Annotated in this window: 18 protein-coding genes; 14 read left to right on the forward strand and 4 right to left on the reverse strand. The window is 65.8% G+C overall.

Annotated features, from left to right (window positions below):
• The 9 genes from rplP to H977_RS0105270 all read left to right on the forward strand — a co-directional run bounded on the left by rplP (window position 1) and on the right by H977_RS0105270 (window position 9,191).
• Window positions 1-417, forward strand: a complete 417-nt coding sequence (gene rplP / locus H977_RS0105230) for a 50S ribosomal protein L16 (RefSeq protein ID WP_029106860.1) — start codon at window positions 1-3, stop codon at window positions 415-417.
• Window positions 417-650, forward strand: coding sequence for a 50S ribosomal protein L29 (rpmC, locus tag H977_RS0105235; RefSeq protein WP_029106861.1), 234 nt, complete (start codon window positions 417-419; stop codon window positions 648-650). The genes rplP and rpmC overlap by 1 nt, the downstream gene beginning before the upstream one ends.
• Window positions 650-946 carry a 30S ribosomal protein S17 gene (gene rpsQ / locus H977_RS0105240; RefSeq protein WP_029106862.1) on the forward strand — a complete coding sequence of 99 codons (297 nt, stop codon included), beginning with the start codon at window positions 650-652 and terminating at the stop codon, window positions 944-946. Before rpmC ends, rpsQ begins: the two co-directional genes overlap by 1 nt.
• Window positions 947-1,304: 358 nt before the next feature.
• Complete coding sequence (locus tag H977_RS0105245; protein ID WP_081681625.1) at window positions 1,305-3,395, forward strand: alkyl/aryl-sulfatase; 2,091 nt, start codon at window positions 1,305-1,307, stop codon at window positions 3,393-3,395.
• Window positions 3,396-3,469: 74 nt separating this feature from the next.
• Complete coding sequence (locus tag H977_RS0105250) at window positions 3,470-6,058, forward strand: helix-turn-helix transcriptional regulator (protein WP_155946528.1); 2,589 nt, start codon at window positions 3,470-3,472, stop codon at window positions 6,056-6,058.
• Window positions 6,059-6,067: 9 nt separating this feature from the next.
• Window positions 6,068-6,592 (forward strand): NUDIX domain-containing protein, encoded by a 525-nt coding sequence (locus tag H977_RS0105255; RefSeq protein ID WP_155946529.1) that lies wholly within the window; start codon window positions 6,068-6,070, stop codon window positions 6,590-6,592.
• A gap of 56 nt (window positions 6,593-6,648) precedes the next feature.
• Window positions 6,649-8,073 carry an NAD(P)/FAD-dependent oxidoreductase gene (locus tag H977_RS0105260; protein WP_029106866.1) on the forward strand — a complete coding sequence of 475 codons (1,425 nt, stop codon included), beginning with the start codon at window positions 6,649-6,651 and terminating at the stop codon, window positions 8,071-8,073.
• Window positions 8,070-8,399, forward strand: a complete 330-nt coding sequence (locus tag H977_RS0105265) for a cupin domain-containing protein (protein ID WP_051288682.1) — start codon at window positions 8,070-8,072, stop codon at window positions 8,397-8,399. Before H977_RS0105260 ends, H977_RS0105265 begins: the two co-directional genes overlap by 4 nt.
• Window positions 8,400-8,471: 72 nt before the next feature.
• Window positions 8,472-9,191 (forward strand): TetR/AcrR family transcriptional regulator, encoded by a 720-nt coding sequence (locus H977_RS0105270; protein WP_029106867.1) that lies wholly within the window; start codon window positions 8,472-8,474, stop codon window positions 9,189-9,191.
• 29 nt (window positions 9,192-9,220) lie between these two features.
• Here H977_RS0105270 and H977_RS0105275 read toward each other — a convergent pair whose 3' ends face one another.
• A complete protein-coding gene (locus tag H977_RS0105275; protein ID WP_029106868.1) occupies window positions 9,221-9,781 on the reverse strand; it encodes a TetR/AcrR family transcriptional regulator in 561 nt (186 codons plus the stop codon).
• A gap of 85 nt (window positions 9,782-9,866) precedes the next feature.
• Between H977_RS0105275 and H977_RS32590 the strand changes: the two genes are divergently transcribed.
• On the forward strand, window positions 9,867-11,084 hold the full coding sequence (locus H977_RS32590; protein WP_231395880.1) for an MFS transporter: 1,218 nt from the start codon (window positions 9,867-9,869) through the stop codon (window positions 11,082-11,084).
• Window positions 11,085-11,094: 10 nt separating this feature from the next.
• Here H977_RS32590 and H977_RS0105285 read toward each other — a convergent pair whose 3' ends face one another.
• Window positions 11,095-11,796 carry a TetR/AcrR family transcriptional regulator gene (locus tag H977_RS0105285; protein WP_029106869.1) on the reverse strand — a complete coding sequence of 234 codons (702 nt, stop codon included), beginning with the start codon at window positions 11,794-11,796 and terminating at the stop codon, window positions 11,095-11,097.
• 53 nt (window positions 11,797-11,849) lie between these two features.
• Here H977_RS0105285 and H977_RS32595 point away from each other — a divergent pair, with 53 nt between their 5' ends.
• The 4 genes from H977_RS32595 (at window position 11,850) to H977_RS0105305 (ending at window position 16,673) form a co-directional block, all read left to right on the forward strand.
• Window positions 11,850-12,551, forward strand: coding sequence for a DUF2306 domain-containing protein (locus H977_RS32595; RefSeq protein ID WP_051288683.1), 702 nt, complete (start codon window positions 11,850-11,852; stop codon window positions 12,549-12,551).
• A 78-nt stretch (window positions 12,552-12,629) separates the two neighbouring features.
• Window positions 12,630-15,005, forward strand: coding sequence for an arylsulfatase (locus H977_RS0105295; protein ID WP_029106870.1), 2,376 nt, complete (start codon window positions 12,630-12,632; stop codon window positions 15,003-15,005).
• A 21-nt stretch (window positions 15,006-15,026) separates the two neighbouring features.
• Window positions 15,027-15,728: a hypothetical protein gene (locus H977_RS35790; RefSeq protein WP_231395881.1), complete on the forward strand. Its 702-nt coding sequence runs from the start codon at window positions 15,027-15,029 to the stop codon at window positions 15,726-15,728.
• Window positions 15,729-15,764: 36 nt separating this feature from the next.
• Window positions 15,765-16,673 (forward strand): formylglycine-generating enzyme family protein, encoded by a 909-nt coding sequence (locus tag H977_RS0105305; RefSeq protein ID WP_029106872.1) that lies wholly within the window; start codon window positions 15,765-15,767, stop codon window positions 16,671-16,673.
• On the opposite strand, the gene H977_RS32600 is transcribed toward H977_RS0105305, so the two are convergent.
• Window positions 16,617-17,369, reverse strand: a complete 753-nt coding sequence (locus H977_RS32600; protein ID WP_051288684.1) for a YoaK family protein — start codon at window positions 17,367-17,369, stop codon at window positions 16,617-16,619. The two genes, H977_RS0105305 and H977_RS32600, sit on opposite strands and share 57 nt — an antisense overlap.
• 3 nt (window positions 17,370-17,372) lie before the next feature.
• Window positions 17,373-18,968, reverse strand: a complete 1,596-nt coding sequence (locus tag H977_RS0105315; protein WP_029106873.1) for a hypothetical protein — start codon at window positions 18,966-18,968, stop codon at window positions 17,373-17,375.
• Between the last annotated feature and the right edge of the window lie 370 nt (window positions 18,969-19,338).

Genomic DNA, 19,338 nt, shown 5'->3' on the forward strand with positions numbered 1-19,338 from the left:
ATGCTGATTCCCCGCAAGGTCAAGCACCGCAAGCAGCACCACCCCCGGCAGCGCGGCATCGCCAGTGGTGGCACGCAGGTCAGCTTCGGTGACTACGGCATCCAGGCCCTCGGCCACGCCTACATCACCAACCGGCAGATCGAGTCCGCTCGTATCGCCATCAACCGGCACATCAAGCGTGGCGGCAAGGTCTGGATCAACATCTTCCCGGACCGCCCGCTGACCAAGAAGCCCGCTGAGACCCGCATGGGTTCCGGTAAGGGTTCGCCGGAGTGGTGGGTCGCCAACGTCAAGCCCGGACGCATTCTGTTCGAGATCAGCTACCCGGACGAGAAGATCGCCAAGGAAGCGCTGACTCGCGCAATCCACAAGCTGCCGATCAAGGCACGCATCGTGAGTCGAGAGGAGCAGTTCTGATGGCAGTGGGAACTACGCCTGGTGAACTGCGTGAACTGTCCGACACCGAGTTGAAGGACAAGCTCCGCGAGTCGAAGGAAGAGCTGTTCAACCTGCGCTTCCAGATGGCGACCGGTCAGCTGGCCAACAACCGTCGGCTGCGCGTCGTGCGCCAGGAGATTGCACGGGTCTACACCGTGCTGCGTGAACGTGAGTTGGGTCTGGCTTCCGGACCTGGTGGTGAGGATTCGTAATGGCAGAAACTAAAGGCCCCAAGCACACGCCGGCCACCGAAACCACGCGCGGTCGCCGCAAGACCGCCATCGGTTACGTGGTCAGCGACAAGATGCAGAAGACCATCGTGGTCGAGCTGGAAGATCGTAAGAGCCACCCGCTCTACGGCAAGATCATCCGGACCACCAAGAAGGTCAAGGCGCACGACGAGAACGGTGACGCCGGCATCGGCGACCGCGTCTCGCTGATGGAGACCCGACCGCTGTCGGCCTCCAAGCGGTGGCGCCTGGTCGAGGTTCTCGAGAAGGCGAAGTAGCGCAAACCGCAACTCGCGCGAGCAAACGACAAAGTGCCCCAGACCCCTTCGGGTTTGGGGCACTTTTGCGTCCGCTGCGGCCGTGGTGGTGATCTCCCACGAGTCGAGGTGTGGACGGAATTACTACAACGGAATGCAATTCGATCAGCGGCTCACCCATTTTGGGTGGGTCAGGTTTCCGATTGAGCTGCTTCGCTTCTCGCCCAGTCGATGGCCGTGGAATGACGACACCCTTTTGCTTGCTACGTAATTCGATTTCTCGGTAGTCGGCCGGTAGAGATGCTGGCTGCCCCCTCTGCCTGATCGCTGAGCGCTATTTGCCCGCGAATGGGTTGACGCAGCGGCATAATTCGATGCCATGGATCCGAATTCGAAGTCATATCAATCCGATAAGCCTGACGAATTGCGGGTGGGACTCCCGCGCCGGAGGATACTGGGCGGGCTGGCGGTGGCCGGCGTCGCCACGACCCTTGTCGCCGGCTGCAACGACAAGACCGGTGGTTCTTCCTCAGGCGGCGGTGGCGGTGGAGTTGTCAGCACCGACAACACCGTCAAAGGCGCTACCGAGGCGACCAAGGCCGCCAACCAGAAGCTGCTGGACACATTGCCGTTCAATGACAAGGCCGACTTCGAAGACGCGAAGCGGGGCCTGATCGCCCGCCCTGACACCCTGACCATCAAGAACGACAAAGGCGACGTCGTCTGGGACATGGAGGAGTACAAGAAGTACATCGCCGACGACAAACCGGCGCCGGACACCGTCAATCCCAGCCTGTGGCGCATGACGCAGCTGAACATGCAGTACGGCTTGTTCGAGGTGGTCAAGGACCGGATCTATCAGGTGCGTGGATACGATCTGTCCAACATCACCTTCGTCAAGGGCGATACCGGCTGGATCGTCATCGACCCCCTGGTCTCGGCCGAGACCGCCATGGCTGCGATGGATTTGACCAACCAGCATCTCGGCGCACGGCCGATCGTTGCGGTCGTCCACAGCCATTCGCACGTCGATCATTACGGCGGTGTGCGCGGTATCGTCAACCAGGCCGACGTCGATTCGGGCAAGGTGAAGATCATCGCCCCGGTCAACTTCGTCGAGGACGTGATCAGTGAGAACGTGATCGCCGGCAACGCGATGTCGCGTCGCGCGGTCTACATGTTCGGCGCGCTGCTCCCACGCAACGCCCAGGGGGGAGTGGGAGCCGGTCTGGGACAGACCAACTCGACCGGCACCGCCGGAATGATGATTCCGACCGACATCATCACCCAGACCGGTCAGAAGCTGACGATCGACGGCGTGGACATGGAGTTTCAGTACACGCCCGGTACCGAGGCGCCCACGGAGATGAATACGTTCTTCCCGCAGTTCAAGGCGATGTGGATGGCCGAGAACACCACCAACACCATGCACAACCTGTTGACGCTGCGTGGTGCCCAGGTACGCGATGCGCTGGTGTGGGCCAAGTTCATCGACGAGACGATCCGCCGCTACGGCCCGAACACCGAGGTCAAGTTCCAGAGTCACCACTGGCCTAAGTGGGGTAACGCCAACATCATCGACTACTGGAAGCGTCAACGTGACCTGTACAAGTATATGCACGATCAGTCCGTGCGGTTGATGAACAACGGGCTGGTGGGCTCCGAGATCGCCGAGGAGATCACGTTGCCGGCGGAGCTCAACAACTTCTGGCCGGACCGCGGGTATTACGGGACACTCAAGCACAATTCGCGGGCGGTTTATCAGCGCTACATGGGCTGGTACGACGGCAACCCGTCGGACCTCGACGACCTGCCGCCGGAACCCGCGGCCAAGAAGTACGTCGACTACATGGGCGGGGAGGGCGCAGTTCTGGACAAGGCGAAGAAGGATTTCGACAACGGCGAATACCGGTGGACGGCGATGGTGCTGAAGCATGTCGTGTTCGCCAACCCGGGCAACGCCGATGCCAAGAACCTGCTTGCCGACAGCTACGAACAACTCGGCTATCAGGCCGAGTCGGGCCCGTGGCGCTCGGTGTACCTGCAGGGCGCCTACGAACTGCGTAACGGCGTACCCGACTCAGGGGGAATTTCGACCGCGAGTCCCGACACCGTCAAGGCGATGCCCCCGGACATGTTGTTCGATTACTTGGCGGTGCGACTGAATGGACCGAAGGCTGCGGGCAAGACCTTGACGATGAATGTCAAGTTCAAGGACATCAACAAGGAATATGGCCTCATCGTAGAGAACGGCGTGCTCAACTACGCCGCCGACGCGCCGGTCCCCAACGCGAATTCCACTGTCACCCTGGACAAGGCGACGCTCGACGACATCCAGCTGGGCAACGTCAAGCTCGACGAAGCGATCTCGCAGAACAAGGTGACCATCGACGGAAATCGCGGGTCCTTCGACGAGTTCATGGGCCTGCTCGACAACTTCCCGTTCTGGTTCAACATCGTCACTCCGTAGCTGGGACAATGGCGTACCGCCCGGCCGGCGCCGGACAGTACTCCATGCCCGGACACTGATCGACAGGAACCAACGTGCAGCCCTCCGCAACATCGGCGATGCGGCCGGTGCCGTGGTTCCTGGCCACCACGCCGTCGTCGAGCCCGGGCATGGTGTTCCGTCAGGCCATCGGCCACAGCCTCGACGGGTACATCCCCGGCAGACGTGCCGTACTCGTTGCTGCTCCTTCGGGGTTCGGCAAGACCGTTGCGGTTGCCCAGTGGGTGACCGGGCGCCAACGTGACAAGCCCGGTTCGGTGGCGTGGCTGACGCTGACCGAACGAGTCACCGAACGCAGCGATGTGCTGCGCGGCATGTTGACCGCACTTCGCAACAGCGCGAGTGATGCCGGGGACAGGTCGTTGGGCCAGGCCCTGTCCGGGGCGTTCGACTCGGCGTCCTACGACGCCGCCGTCGCCGCGCTGATGGCCATCAATCCGCGGCGGGACGTGACCATCGTGATCGACGATTTCCAGTTCGGCCGGTCGGTGTGGGGCGATGGCGACGTTGTGGAGTTGGTCGAGAACGGGCCGCAGTGGTTGCGATTCGTCTTGATCACGACCGACCCGGTGAGCTCCGCCTGGGCAAGGCTGCGGGTTCACGACAAGGTTGCCGTCATCGGTTCGGCCGAATTGTCCTTCAGCCGTGACGATGTGACGGCGTTGGTGGCCGCAACCGGTACGTCACCTCGGCCCGAGGACACCGATCGCATCATGACGGCCACCGGGGGATGGCCCGGAGCGGTTCGGCTGCTCCTGGTCGGTGGCGCCGGCGCCCCGGCGTTCTCCGGCGATGTCGATCTCACCGATTACATCGGCACCGCGGTGTTGGGTCGGATGCGGCCCGACCTGGCCGAATTCGCGCTCAAGGCCACCGTATGTCCACGGCTGGACGCGCAATTGGCCCGTCTACTCACCGACCGGCCGGACAGTGCTGACCTGCTCAACGACTGTGTGGCCGCGGGGTTGTTCCTCGAACGTATCGGCTCCGGGGAAAGTGCGGTCTTCCAATGGCATTCGATGTTCGTGAAGAATTGCCAGGAGCTGCTGCGGCGGAGATCTCCCGAGGAGTGGAAGCGCCTGAACCGTTTGGCCGGAACCGAACTGGCGCAGCGGTACCCGCTGGAGGCGGTCGAGCACTCGATCCGGGCCGAAGACCGCTTCGGGTACGACGTCGTCGCCGACCGCTGGCTTGAGTTGTTGCTGGAATCGCGTTCGGCCGCATTGGATCAGGCTTGCCTGCGGCTCACCGAGGCGTTCGGTGAGAACCCGGAGATCTTGATGATCCGGTCCAGCTGTCGAGCCATGGCCGGTGACGATGTCACGGCATCACTGCTTTTCGACCGGGCTGCGACCATGTCGCAATCGGCGGCTACACCGCCACGACTGGACTTCATCGCCGATGTCACGCGACTTCTGATTTCCGATGACCGCGAGTCGATGGATCGTGCCGCTGACCGCGTCGAGGCCGCGTTGAGCAGACGTGAGGTGGCTCCGCGCGTATACGCGTGCGCGCTGTTCATTCTCGGTTGGGCGGATTCGCGGCTCCGTCGCAGTGCGACGCGGGGGTCGGCACTGTTGGAGGCAGCGGTGAACGAGTGCGCGGCCCTGGGGCTGCCGGAGGTGGCTCACCGCGCCCGGCAGAGCCTGGCTTTCGCTCTGGCCCATGCGGGTGAGATCGGCCGAGCGCAACAGGCACTGGATCTCGTGGTGGTGTCCGACGAGTCCGATCCCGAGCTGTGGCTCTCGCACGACGGCGACGGCATCGAGCGATTCACGGCCGGCTGGATCCGCTTCTGGCATGGTGAGATCGCGTCGGCCGTCGAGGATTTGACTCCCGCGAGCGCTGCCCCGGGCGTCGGCTACCCCGACACCGCACGGATGTTCCTGGCGTTCAGTGCGGCAACCCTGCGCGATGACGCTGTGCTCGCGACCGCCGAAGCCGCCGTATCCCGGATGCCCGACGCTGATACCCACGGAGTGCCCTGGGTCAGCTACAAGACGGCGAGTCGTGCCCGGCTCGCCGAGGCTCGTGGGGATCGTCGGCTCGCCCTGGAGCTGGCGTCGAGCGTGGCCGGCTCACAACACGTTCCGATGGTCTCGGCGGTCATGGCCGGGATGTGTCGCCGGCTCGGTGAGCCAGAGTTGGCCGACCGGCTGGCCAACCAGGCGCTGGAGCCGCAGGTTCCCGGATACATCGCGGCCTACGCGTTGCACACGCTGGCAGCGCTGGCGTGGCAGCAGGGACATGCTGAGCGGGCCCACAAGCGGATGGAAGAGATGTTGACCAGTGCCCGCCCCGAGGGGGTGCGCTACCAGTTCGTCGACAATCCCGATCCTGTCTGCCGGGAGCTGCTGGCCGCGCATCTGTCGTACACGTCGTACCCGGACTTCGTCGAGGACGCCCTGCTGGCCAGCGAACACGGCCGAGCCGATCCGCATGTTGCGGACCTCACGCGGCGTGAACGCGAGATTCTGGCCTTCTTGCGGACGGCGAAGACCATGCAGGAGATCGCCGAAGCGCTTTCCATCTCGGTGAACACGCTCAAGACCCACCAGCGGTCGATCTACCGGAAGCTCGGCGCGGCGAACCGCCGTGAGGCCATCAAGAACGCGGGCCGGTAGCGTGACGGCGTGATCGACGAACAGGTCGCGGTGTACGACGCAGACGGCAATGTGGTTGGCGCGGCGCCACGTTCACGTGTCTACGCCGAAGGCCTGTGGCATGCCAGCGCGGGTGTACTGGTGCGTTCGATGGACGGGCTGCGCATCTACGTTCACCGGCGCACCACGACCAAGGCGGTGTTCGCCGGCATGCACGACTGCCTGGCCGGTGGGGTCGTCGATCCGGGGGAGACACCGTTGCAGGCCGCAACCAGGGAATTGGCCGAGGAGCTCGGTATCAGCGGCCCACCGTTGACGGCGCTGGCCGCGGCGGCCTGGGACGGGCAGTGGGCGGGAAAGCCCATGCGCTGTCACCTGTTTGCGTATGAGGCGCGCTGGGACGGGCCGATCCGCCACCAACCCGAAGAGATCGTCGAGGGCTGGTGGTGGACCGACGAGGAACTGGCAACGCATCTGGCCGATCCTGCCTGGCTGTTCGTGCCCGATACCCGCGTGCTGATTCCGCAGCTGCTGCGCTTACGTCAACACCCTTGAGGTAGTGCGCGAGATGCTTCTTACTGGGTGGTACATCACCGTCCAGGAAGATCCCCGTGCAAACCGTGTTCGAACGCAATATCCCGTCAACCGGCCTCGTCGACCGCTCGTTGGCGGCCACCGTGCTTCAGCCCTTCTGGCTCGACGACGCGCCTGGCCACGCCCGCTATCCGGCGCTGTCCAAGCCGTTCGAACGCTACGACCTCATCGTCGTCGGCGGCGGGTACACCGGCCTGTGGTCTGCCGTGCTGGCAAAGCAGCGTGACCCGGGTATCCGGGTCGCCCTGGTCGAGGGGCAGACGATCGGTTGGGCGGCTTCGGGACGCAACGGCGGTTTCGTCGAAGCGTCGCTGACCCACGGTGCCGAGAACGGTCTCAGCCGGTGGCCCGACGAGATGGAGATCCTCGACCGGCTGGGGTTGGAGAATCTCGACGGCATCGAGAAGACCGTCGATTCGCTCGGTCTCGATTGTGACTTCGAGCGGACCGGCTCGCTCGCGGTGGCGGTCGAGCCCTATCAGGCTGACGAGCTGACCGGCGCCGCGCTGCGGCCGGATCAGGTTTACTTCGACCAACACGCGATCCGCTCCGAGGTAGGTTCACCCACCTATCTGGCCGGCGTGTGGTCGAAGAACACTGCCGCACTGGTCCACCCCGCCAAACTTGCGAGTGAACTCGCCCGCGCCGCAAGTGAACTCGGTGTGGAGATCTACGAGAACAGCAAGGTGCTCGGGGTCGGCCAGGACCGTCGGGGCGGCCCGCTGTCGATTCGCACCGAGCGCGTGACCGTGCACGCCGATCGAGTGATCCTGGCGACCAACGGTTTTCCCTCGCTGCTGAAGCGCTACCGCTACCACACGGTGCCGGTATACGACTACGCCCTGATGACCGAGCCGCTGACCGAATCGCAGCTGGCCGCCATCGGCTGGAGCAACCGGCAGGGCATCAGCGACATGTCGAATCAGTTCCATTATTACCGGCTGTCGAAAGACAACCGGATTCTGTGGGGCGGCTATGACGCCGTCTATCACTTCGGTGGCCGCATCCGGCCTCGGTACGAGGATCGCGACGCGACCTATCGTCGGCTCGCCGGTCACTTCTTCACGACCTTCCCGCAACTCGAGGACGTCGGCTTTACTCATCGCTGGGCCGGCGTGATCGACACTTCCACGCGATTCTGTGCGTTCTTCGGGTCCGCGTACGGAGATCGCGTCGGATATGCCGCTGGGTTCACCGGGCTCGGGGTGGCGGCCACGCGATTCGCGGCCGAGGTGATGCTCGACCGATTCGCCGGTGCGCAGACCGTTCGCACCGAACTCGACATGGTCAAATCCATCCCTGCGCCGTTCCCGCCAGAACCGTTGGCCTCGGCCGGGATTCAGGCAACCCGATGGTCGCTCGACCGTGCCGACCATCGTGGGGGGCGACGCAATCTGCTGTTGAAGGCGCTCGACTCCGTGGGATTGGGGTTCGACTCATGAGCAGCTGCGTCGACGCCGCGAACCTGGTACTCGACCACGTGCCACTTCCCGACGAGTTGGTCGCGGCGGGCGCTCCGACGACAGGTCATCGTGACCTGGCCTCGTTGTCAGATCTGACGATCGGGGTCTGGGAACATACGCCCGGCATATCCCGAGACGTTGAGGCCGACGAGGTATTCGTCGTGCTGAGCGGGGATGCGAGCGTGGCGTTCGATGATGGTTCGCCGACGATCGAACTTCGTCCGGGCAGCCTGGTCCGCCTGTCCGCCGGGCAGCGCACCACGTGGACCGTCCGGGAGACGCTGCGGAAAGTCTTCGTCGCCTGAGCATTGTTGTGCGCCACGCCACGGCAACCCGCAGAATGGGGCAAGGTGTTGACGTAAGCGAAGGCAGTGCGAATGGGCCGAACCTTGAAGTCTCAGTCGCCGCGGCGGCGAAGGCGGCAGACCAACCAGGGCGTTCTCCTGTCCGAACAGCTCATCGTGGAGACGGCATTGCGGGTGCTGCAGTACCACGGCGCGGCCGGCCTGACGGTGCGGCGCCTGGGTGCGGCGCTCGGCGCCGATCCGACCGCCCTGTATCGCTACTTCCACGGCATCGAGGACGTAGTGCTGGCCGTCACGGACGAACTCCTGCGGCGAGTGGTCGAGGGTTGGGAACCGACCGGCCGGTGGCGTGACGACATGCGCGAGTTCGGGCTGCGTCTGCACGGGGTCTACGTTGCGCACCCGCAGGCGGGCGTGCTGGCAGCCAGCCGGGTGACCGGCGGTGCCAACGAGATCTACATCATCGAAACGGTTCTGGGACTTCTGCATTCGGCCGGGTTTCCCGAGCGCGAGGCGGTCGAGGTCTATCACGCGTTCATCGACCAGATGCTGGGCTTCGCGGCGCTCGACGCCGCTTTCGAAGCCCTGCCTGCCGAGCATCAGAAGCGCGACGAGGACACGTGGCGCGACACCTATGCCCAGTTGCCCGCCGATACGCATCCGCACATCGCCGCCACCAGTCGGCTGCTCGGTGAGTCCATGAGGCGAAGCGCGTGTGAATCGGCGCTCGATCTCCTGCTCGACGGCGTGGCGGCGAGGCTGGACGCCTGCTCGCCGGGATCGCGTGGCTGAATCAGCGCGGTATCAGGACGACGAGGCGGTCAATCGCTCGACGCATCACTCGACGCATCAGAGGTGGCGGTGATCCGATCGATCACGGCCAACAACCCGTCGTCATCGTCGGTCTTCACCAGGTGACCGCCGAGAGCGCGGTGCAAAGCGCTGTAGTAGAGGCCGTCACCGATCAGCTTGACCGCGCGGGCGACATCGAGGTCGCCGAGTGCCTGGTGCAGCACGGTCAGCCAGTCGGCCGATACCGACTCGATGACGGTGCGCGCGTGACTGTCGCCTGCCTGCTGCAGCCGGGACACCGCCACCAGGGCCCGATCGAGCGGGGTCTCCGCGTAGTGCGATGACCGAATGTAATAGCGGGCCGGCCCCTCAGGTGCGGCGCGCATCTCCTCGACGTCCGCGGCTGCCAACGTCAGCAGGCGCTCGCACAATGCATCGGCGAGGCGGTCCTTGGACGGAAAGTGGTAGAGGAGACCGCCTTTCGACACTCCGGCCTTGGCGGCCACGGCGTCCAGGGTGGCGTAGCGCTCGCCTTCGGTGGCGAGCAGAGCCTCATAGGCGTCGAGGATGCGGTCCCGCGACGATGCCATCACCAGAGCTTACGACACCGGGCAGATAACTGTACCGTCTGGACGGTATAGTGCTCGTGACAGTTCGAGCCGGAGGAGGGGGCCGATGATCCGGGCGTATCGCGATCTGATCCGGACTCCCGGCGTGCTGAACGTGACTGCGTCCCAGTTGTTCGCCCGGCTCCCGCTCGGCATGCTCAACCTCGCGATCCTCTTGCACGTCCAGTCCAACAGCGGGTCCTACACGCTCGCGGGAGCCGCGGTGGCGTGCGTCAGCATCGGTGAAGCCATTGCGATGCCCGTGACGGCCCGGCTGGCCGGGCGCGCGATGGTGGTGACGTTGGTCCTCGCGGCCCTGACGAACGGGGCCGCCATGATCGCGCTTGCGTTCGCCGGTGCTTCACCGGTCCTGCTCCTGGTGCTCGGCATCGTGATCGGCGCCTCCGTGCCGCCGCTGATGCCGGTGGTTCGGGCGTTGTATCCACAGATGGTGCCCCGTGACGGAGTTCGCGTGTTGTTCGCGTTGGATACCACTGCGCAAGAACTGATCTGGGTGATCGGCCCGGTGGCCACCACATTCCTGGCGGCAGCGCTGTCGACCGCCGTTCCACTGCTGGCGTCGGCGGCCGTCACGGTGTGCGGGACGGGATGGTTTCTGCTCAGCGCCAAGCATCTTCGACCACATCAGACCGCGAGCCCGGCGGCGTTCGGCCGGGTGGTGGCGAACCGGACGGTGATTCTGGCCATGGCGGCGAGCCTCGCGTTGGTCGCCTCGTTCATGGCGCTCGAAGTCGGGATAGTCGCCGCGCTCGGCCGCACCGGGGTAACCGCCGGCGCGGCGATCGCGGTGGCGAGCGCGGGATCGCTCGTCGGGGGTCTGACGTTCGCGCATCGGCGCCTGGGCCTGGCCGGCCTCGTGAGCTCGCTGTCGGTGGTGGCGATCGGCACCGTCATCTTCGGGATCGTCGACAGCTTCGCCCTGCAGTTCTCGGCACTGTTCGTGTCAGGTCTGGGCTTCGCCCCTGCCATGTCCGCCCTGTACCTCATGGTCTCGCGCGAGATCGCCGAGGACTCGGCCACCGAGGCGTTCGGTTGGCTCAACAGTGCCGCGCTGGGTGGAGGTGCGATCGGTACCGCACTGGCCGGTGTGGCGACCGATGGGCACGGCGCTTCGGGGGCCATCGTGGTGTCGGCGTCGCTGGCGGTCCTCGCGGCATTGAGCCCGCTCGCCGCCCGGGTGGGCGGCCCGCTGCGCGGCCTGACCGACGCACCGAATCCCGGCGCCGAAACTGGCGATGACGCGTGCGCGCCGGCGCTGCGGTGAACCGCGAGGTTCAGCGCGCCTTGGCCGCGATGCCGTCGAGCAGTTGCTCCAGGCCCGAATGGAAATCGCTCAGTGGATCGTCGTCGGGTTGATCGAGTGCGCCCGCGGCGATCGCGGCCGCCAGTGCGGGAAACCGCGCCGGTGTCACCAGGCGGCGCAGCAGCGCCGGGTAGTCACTGTGGACGACGTCGCGGTTCTCGACGGCCAACGCCGCCGAGCCTCGCGTGAAGATCAGCACGGCGATGATCGCGGTGAGCTTGTCCCGCTCGGTCAATGCGGTGCCGGTCAGGGTGGCCAGGCCGGCGTCGAGCCAGGCCAACTGGCCGGGGTCGGCGGGCAACCCAGCTGACGCGGCCTGCAGGATCCACGGATGGCGGTGGTAGACACCCCACAGCTCATGTGCCCAATCCTCCAGTGCGGCACGCCAATCCGCACCTTCCGGAGGTGGAGGCGGTGAGCCGGGGCCGGTGGCGAGCATGAACGTCACCAGCTCGTCCTTGTTGGCCACGTGCCGGTACAGCGACATCGTGCCGCACCCGAGCCGCTCGGCCAACCGTGCCATGGACAGCGCCGCGAGGCCGTCGGTGTCGGCGAGTTCGACGGCGGCCGCAACGATCGCCTCCCGGGTCAGCCCACGCGACCGACGCGGCGCCGGGTCCGGTTGCCACAGCAGGCGCAGCACGCGGGGGAGCGGCGAATCGGAGCTGGTCATCACCCTCAGAGTAATCAGTGACATTCGGGTGCGTATGCCATACTCTTTTGCGTATGACATACGCATCCACGCGTTCCGCCCGGTTGGCCGTGGTGCTCGCGGTGATCGTCACGGTGTTTCTGGCGTATTCGTTACCGCCGTATCTGACCGGCGGCACCCGGGTGCGCTCCACGTTCGGCCTGCACTATCCGCTGCTGGTCGCGCACGTCCTCTTCGCGAGCGTGGCGATGGTCTGCGCTGTCGCGCAGATCTGGCCAGGCCTGCGGCGTCGACACCCCGCGCTGCACCGGCGTACCGGACGCGTCTATGTCGCGATGGCGATCCCGGCGGCCGTGTGCGCCATGGTGATCGGGGCGGCGACCCCGTTCGGCCCGGTGCTGAGGGTCAGCAACGTCGCTCTCGGCGCACTGTGGCTGTGGTGCACCGTCGACGGCTTCGCGGCGGCGCGGCAGCGACGGTACGGGGCGCATCGGCGCCAGACGCTGCGCAGTGCGACGCTGGCGCTGTCGATCATCACCAACAGAATCTGGACCCCGGTGCTGTACCTCGGTTTCGAGCCGTTGCGCGACAGCGCTTTCGGCGGGAACGAGGAGAGGTATGTCTGGTTCGTCGCGGGTGTCGGCGGGTGGCTGGGCTGGACCATCCCACTCCTGCTGCTGCAACTGTGGATGCGTCGCCGGCCGGGAATGGGTGGCTCGCTAACACGTCTCGGGGAGCGGGAGGCTACGCCGACGGCTCCGTCAGTTTCCCGATGAACAGCTGCGAGCAGGTGTAATCTCCGGGCGGTCAGTCTTTCCGGTGCTGAATCGCCAACCCCGGAGGAAGGTAAGCCCATGGCTACCGGCTTCAACTCAGCGTCCAACTCAGCATTCAACGGCAAAATCGAACTGGACATCAGGGATTCCGAACCTGACTGGGCGCCATACGCGGCGCCCACCGCAGACGAGAGCGCCCCGAACGTGCTGTACCTGGTGTGGGACGACACCGGTATCGCCACCTGGGACTGCTTCGGTGGCTTGGTGGACATGCCCGCGATGAGCCGTATCGCCGAACGCGGAATTCGACTGTCGCAGTTCCACACCACGGCACTGTGCTCGCCCACCCGGGCCTCGCTGCTGACCGGTCGCAACGCGACCACGGTCGGGATGGCCACCATCGAGGAGTTCACCGACGGATTCCCCAACTGCAACGGCCGGATTCCCTATGAGACCGCCGTGCTCCCGGAGGTGCTCGCCGAAAACGGCTACAACACCTACTGCGTGGGCAAGTGGCACCTGACCCCATTGGAGGAGTCCAACCTCGCTGCCACCAAACGACATTGGCCATGCTCGCGAGGGTTCGAAAGGTTCTACGGATTCATGGGCGGCGAGACCGATCAGTGGTACCCGGACCTGGTGTACGACAACCATCCGGTCGATCCGCCCGCCACGCCAGAGGAGGGCTACCACCTCTCGAAGGACCTGGCCGACAAGACCATCGAGTTCATCCGGGACGCCAAGGTGATCGCGCCGGACAAACCGTGGTTCACCTATCTGTGCCCGGGTGCCGGCCACGCCCCGCACCATGTGTTCAAGGAGTGGTCCGACCGCTATGCCGGGCGGTTCGACATGGGCTACGAGGCCTATCGCGACATCGTGCTGCAGAACCAGAAACGGCTGGGCATCGTGCCGGCGGACACCGAGCTGTCACCGGTCAACCCATATTCGGATGTCAAGGGGCCCAACGGTGAACCGTGGCCGGCGCAGGACACCGTCCGGCCATGGGAATCGTTGTCGGCCGACGAGAGGCGGCTGTTCGCCCGGATGGCAGAGGTATTCGCGGGATTTCTGTCCTACACCGACGCCCAGATCGGCCGTGTGCTGGATTTCCTGGAGGAGACGGGGCAACTCGACAACACCATCATCGTGGTGATCTCCGACAACGGGGCCAGTGGCGAGGGCGGGCCGAACGGCTCGGTCAACGAAACCGAGTTCTTCAACGGTTACATCGACACCGCCGAGGAGGGGCTGAAATTCATCGACCGGCTGGGGTCTCCGCAGACCTACAACCATTACCCCATCGGGTGGGCGATGGCGTTCAACACGCCTTACAAGCTGTTCAAACGCTACGCCTCCCATGAGGGCGGAATTGCCGACACGGCAATCATCTCCTGGCCCAAAGGTATTCGTGCCCACGGTGCGGTGCGCGACCATTACGTCAACGTCTGCGACATCACGCCGACCATCTACGACCTGCTCGAGATCACGCCCCCGGCGAGCGTTCGCGGAGTGCCGCAGAAGCCGCTGGACGGGATGAGCTTCAAAGTGGCACTGGATGATCCGGACGCGCCGACCGGCAAGGAGACCCAGTTCTACACCATGCTCGGCACCCGCGGGATCTGGCACAAGGGTTGGTTCGCCAACACCGTGCACGCCGCCACTCCGTCGGGGTGGTCGCACTTCGACGCCGACCGCTGGGAGCTGTTCCACATCGAGATCGACCGCAGCCAGTGCCACGACCTGGCCGCGGAACAGCCGGACAAACTCGCCGAACTCCAAGACCTGTGGTTCAGCGAGGCCGACAAATACAACGGACTGCCTCTGGCCGACCTCAACATTCTGGAGACCATGACCCGATGGCGGCCGTACCTGGTCGGTGAAAGGTCCCGCTACACCTACTATCCGAACACGGCGGAGGTGGGCCTGGGTGCGGCCGCCGAACTGCGCGGGCAGTCGTTCACCGTGCTCGCCGACGTCACCGTGGACGGCGCCGACATCCACGGCGTGTTGTTCAAACAGGGCGGCGCACACGGCGGTCACGTGCTGTTCATCGCCGACGGGCGGTTGCACTACGTCTACAACTTCCTCGGCGAACATGAGCAGTCGTTGGTCTCGTCAGATCCGATCCCGTTGGGACGGCATATCTTCGGTGTCCAGTACCAGCGGGCCGGCACTGTCGAGGGCACCCACACGCCACTTGGAGACACCACCCTGTACGTCGACGACGCCACGGTGGCGACCCTCGCCGGAATGCAGACCCACCCCGGCATGTTCGCCCTCGCCGGGGGCGGCATCTGCATCGGCCGCAACACCGGATCCGCAGTGTCACAGCAATACCGGGCACCGTTCACCTTTACCGGCGGCATCATCGGGCAGGTCACCGTGGACCTGTCCGGCGAGCCGTACCAGGACCTCGAGCGAGAACTCGCCATCGCGTTCGCCAAGGACTGAGAAGAACTGGAGGGCCCGTCGATGAGAGTGAACGCGATCCGAATGGGCGTCGGTACGTTGACGCTGCTCGCGCTGTCGGCCTGCGGGAGCGGCGTCGACCTCGCGGATCCGCTCGCCTCCACCACGATGGCCGCCGCGCCTGTCACGACCCTTCCCATGACAACGCCCATGCGGGAACGGCCGCCGGAGTTCGCCGTGCCGGCCTACGGGGTCGAGCCGACCACCACGAGGGCGCTGGCGGCCAGTGAGGTCACCTGCCCGCCGCCGGCCGGCGCGACTGTCACGGCAGGTAGTCAAGCGCCCGGATCGCCGTCGCTCACCGTCGCGGTGCCCGAAGGGTTCACCGAGGTGACACCACACGCGGCAGCGGTACGGCTGACCGGCCCGGCGGGGATGACCGCCGAGATCACACTCACCCCGACGACGCGGACCGCCCGGGCAGACTTCGAGCACTACGCCGACGATCGCGTCGCGAAGTACCCGATCAACAGCGTCAGCGTCTTGCCGGGCGACCTGTGCGGCTACAGCGGGCAGAAGCTGATGGGAGTCCTGGCCGAGCGCCCCGGAAAGCGCATCCGATACGCCGACCGGATCGTTCACGTGTGGACCAATGACGGCGCTTTCCTGGCTGTCGTGCGCCTGGAGGCGCCCAGCGAGACGCCGGGATTCGACGAAGCCGGTTCGGCGATGCTCGTGGACTTCGGAATCACCATGCCGGGCTGAATCGACGGCCGGCCCGACCCGACTAACCTCGGTGCCGTGGTCACCGAACTGATCGAGCTTCCCGGCGGGACCTTCCAGATGGGTTCGACGGCGTTCTATCCCGAAGAGGCCCCGGTGCACACCGTGACCGTCGCCGCATTCGGCATCGAGAAGCACCCCGTCACCACCGCCCAGTTCGGCGCCTTCGTGGAGGACACCGGATACGTCACCATCGCCGAACGACCGATGGACCCGGCGCTGTACCCCGGGGTGGCCGAGGCCGACCTGGTACCCGGTGCCCTGGTGTTCACACCCACCACCGGCCCTGTGGACCTGCGGGACTGGCGTCAGTGGTGGGACTGGGCTCCCGGCGCCAATTGGCGCCGTCCCTTCGGACCCGAGCGGGAACCCGCGGCAGCCGACCACCCCGTCGTACAGGTGGCCTACCCGGATGCCGCGGCGTACGCGGCCTGGGCCGGGCGCCGGTTGCCCACCGAAGCCGAATGGGAGTACGCGGCAGGCGGGGGAGTCGAGGGCACCTATGCCTGGGGCGATGAGGTCACCCCGGGCGGAGCGCTCATGGCCAACACCTGGCAGGGCCGATTCCCGTACCGCAACGACGGCGCGCTGGGCTGGCGCGGTACGTCTCCGGTCGGAACCTTCCCGGCGAATGCGTTCGGCCTGTCGGACATGATCGGCAACGTGTGGGAGTGGACCACCACGCGGTTCACCGGGCAGCACCGGCTGCAGGCCGACGCGCCCGGATGCTGCCCGCCTTCCGGAGCCGCCCGGCCGGCGACATCGGAGTTGGCCGCCGATCCCACGGTGAACCAGGCGCTCAAGGGCGGTTCTCACCTGTGTGCGCCGGAGTACTGTCACCGCTACCGTCCGGCCGCGCGCTCACCGCAGTCACAGGACAGCGCGACCACCCACATCGGATTCCGCTGCGTGGCTGATCTCAGCTGAATCTCGGTGCAGCCGTAGGTGTCCCGCGATCGCCACCGCGCAGGTCAGCACGGCAGCCAGACCGAGGGGTACGGCGATGTGCAGCCGCAACAGCACTGCGCCGGCCAGCGCGCCGAGGAAGATGACCAGGATGGCGGCGAACCGGCGGTTCAGCACGCCGGCGAGCCGGCCATTGGCCGATACCCCGCGTACCCTGCTCGGCCAGGTCTCTCCGGCAAGGCTGGTCAGCGTCGAGGTCACCACCACGGTGGTCATGTCCTTGACGGCCAGGGCGCGGGCCACCATCGCCTGCTGTCCCATCACCGCGGCGATCGCGGTCGCGATGACCACCTGACCGGTGGCACTCGGACTGTCCCCGGTCACGATGACCGCACCGGTCAGCACCAGCAGGATCAGCGCCCCGGTACCGAGCAGCGCGGTGACCCGGGTGTCCCAGCCCGCCGACGGCCGGCCGTGCAAGGCGAGGCCCGCGGCGAAGGCACCCACGGTGAAACCGGCAAGCGCGATCGCCGGGCCGAGCACCGGCAGGTCGTCGGCGCCGGCCACACCCATTCCGAGGATCACGATGTTGCCGGTCATGTTGCCGGTGAAGACCCGGTCCAGTCCGAGGTAGCCGACCGCGTCGACGATTCCGGTGACGAGGGTGAGTGTGATGGTCGCGAGGAGCCCGAGGCCGGCCCGGTCCATGTGCAGCATCGGTCAGAAGATGACGATCGCGACTGTGGTTGCCAGGATCAAGCCGGCCATCACGGGCAGGAAGCATTTCCGCGCCAGCCGCAGCACCGGCACCCGGGCGAACCCCGCCACCGCCACCAGCGAGGACCAGGCGACCAGCGTTCCTCCGCCGGACCAGATGTTGCCCATCTGCCCGATCGCGGCCAGCGTCGAGGGATCCATGTCGACCACTGGGGCCAGCGCACCCGACAGCGATCCGGTCAACGGCAACCCGCTGAAACCCGAGCCTTCCAGGCCCGCGATGAGGCCGACGACCAACACCGAGAACGCGGTGATCACCGGGTTCGGGGACAGGTGCGACTGGGCGGCGGTGATCAGGTCGAAGAGGAAGGCCGGCCCCTTGGTCTCGGCGGGAAGGCCCAGGATCTTGGCCGAGAAGTCACCGTTGCCGATGAAGAAGAACCCGGCGATCGGCAGCACTATCCCCATCGCCTTGAACGCGAACACCAGACCGTCGACCACATGCTCCGAGGAGGTTTCAAGAAAGTTGCGCTTGTCGTTGGTAGCCGATGCGGCGAACAGGAGCAGCGCGGCCAGTCCGCCGACGATGGCCGCGGCGTCCCCTCCTTTGAGCGGCGGCACGATATCGGTGAACTTGCCCAGCATCAGGTACCCGATGAAGCCCAGATAGACCAGTGGTACCAGCAGCGCGAACACCTTGGCCGAGAACATCTTCCGTTCCGGCTCGAATCCGTCGACCGGTTCCGGCAATACCGCTGTGGTCGTGGCCACCACGGTCGCGGTCGCAGCGGGCATGCCGCCGCCGTCGGTCGGGGGCACGGGTAGGGGCTGGGGGGCCACAGCATCGGCCGCAACGGCGCCCGAAGGCGATCCCGGACCTGAGCCCGGCTCTGACTCGGAGTCGGTGGGACGGCGGTCGGCCTCGTTCTCCCATTCCTGTAACAGCTCTTGGGACGGGGTCCGCCAGGTGTTCCGCTGCATGAAGTAGGTGATCGCGAGCGCGGTGAGCCCGACGATCAGCGAGAGCACCATCGCCTTGTCGGCGACCGCATCGGGATCTACTCCAGCGGCCTTCGCCGAGATACCCGGGGCGACTTTGATGATGTAATCAGCGGACAGGGCCATGCCCTGTCCACAGATTGCCACCACCATGCCGACGGACAGCGGTGCCAGACCGGCACGGATGGCGACCGGGATGAGTACGGCGCCGACCAGTGGAACCGCCGGGGTCGGCCAAAAGAACAGCGAGATCACGTACGTGACGATCGCCAGCACGATGAAGCTGCTGGTGCCCGAGCGCATGACGCGGCGGAACGGGGTGACCATCATCCGGTCGGCGCCCATCTGGCGTAGCGCGCCCAGCATCGCCGTCACGATCGCGATGATCAGGAAGATGTTGAAAAGTTCCCTGGCCGCGGTGAGGCTGGCGTTGAAGATCGACGACAGCCCGGTGATGAGGCTGCCGGAGAACGCCCATGCGGTCAGCAGCGTCGCGGTGACGGCCGGAACGACGATGTTCTTGCGGATCGCCATCGTCACCAGGATCACGACGATCCCGGCCAGATAGATCCAGTGCGCCGCGGTCAGTGGGGTGTCCAAAGCGGGACCTCTCGTTGAACTGCTGGTGGGCTGTGCAGTCTGATGCTGGAATGTTCGGCGCGGTCGGGACCGGGGTCAACGACTACAGTGCACATCTGCGACTGCCTCACCATGTGCAATATGCTCGAGACTTGTCGCCGGCGTAGCCCACGGTTTCCACGACGTAACGTTCTGCTGTGACATCGAACTCGCCGACCCAGTGAGCAGCGGGTTTGTGCACCTTGCACATTCGTCGCCCACGGATGCTGTGCATCAAATCCCGTTGTGACGGGCCAACTCCGGGCATCGCGATGAGACAGTGCTTGGTGGACGTGAGCTCGCACGCGCGTGACCGAGACGGTTCCCGGACGGTGGCGTGGCCGATCAGCCT

It is taken from the genome of Mycobacterium sp. URHD0025, from assembly GCF_000426065.1.
GTDB lineage: Bacteria > Actinomycetota > Actinomycetes > Mycobacteriales > Mycobacteriaceae > Mycobacterium.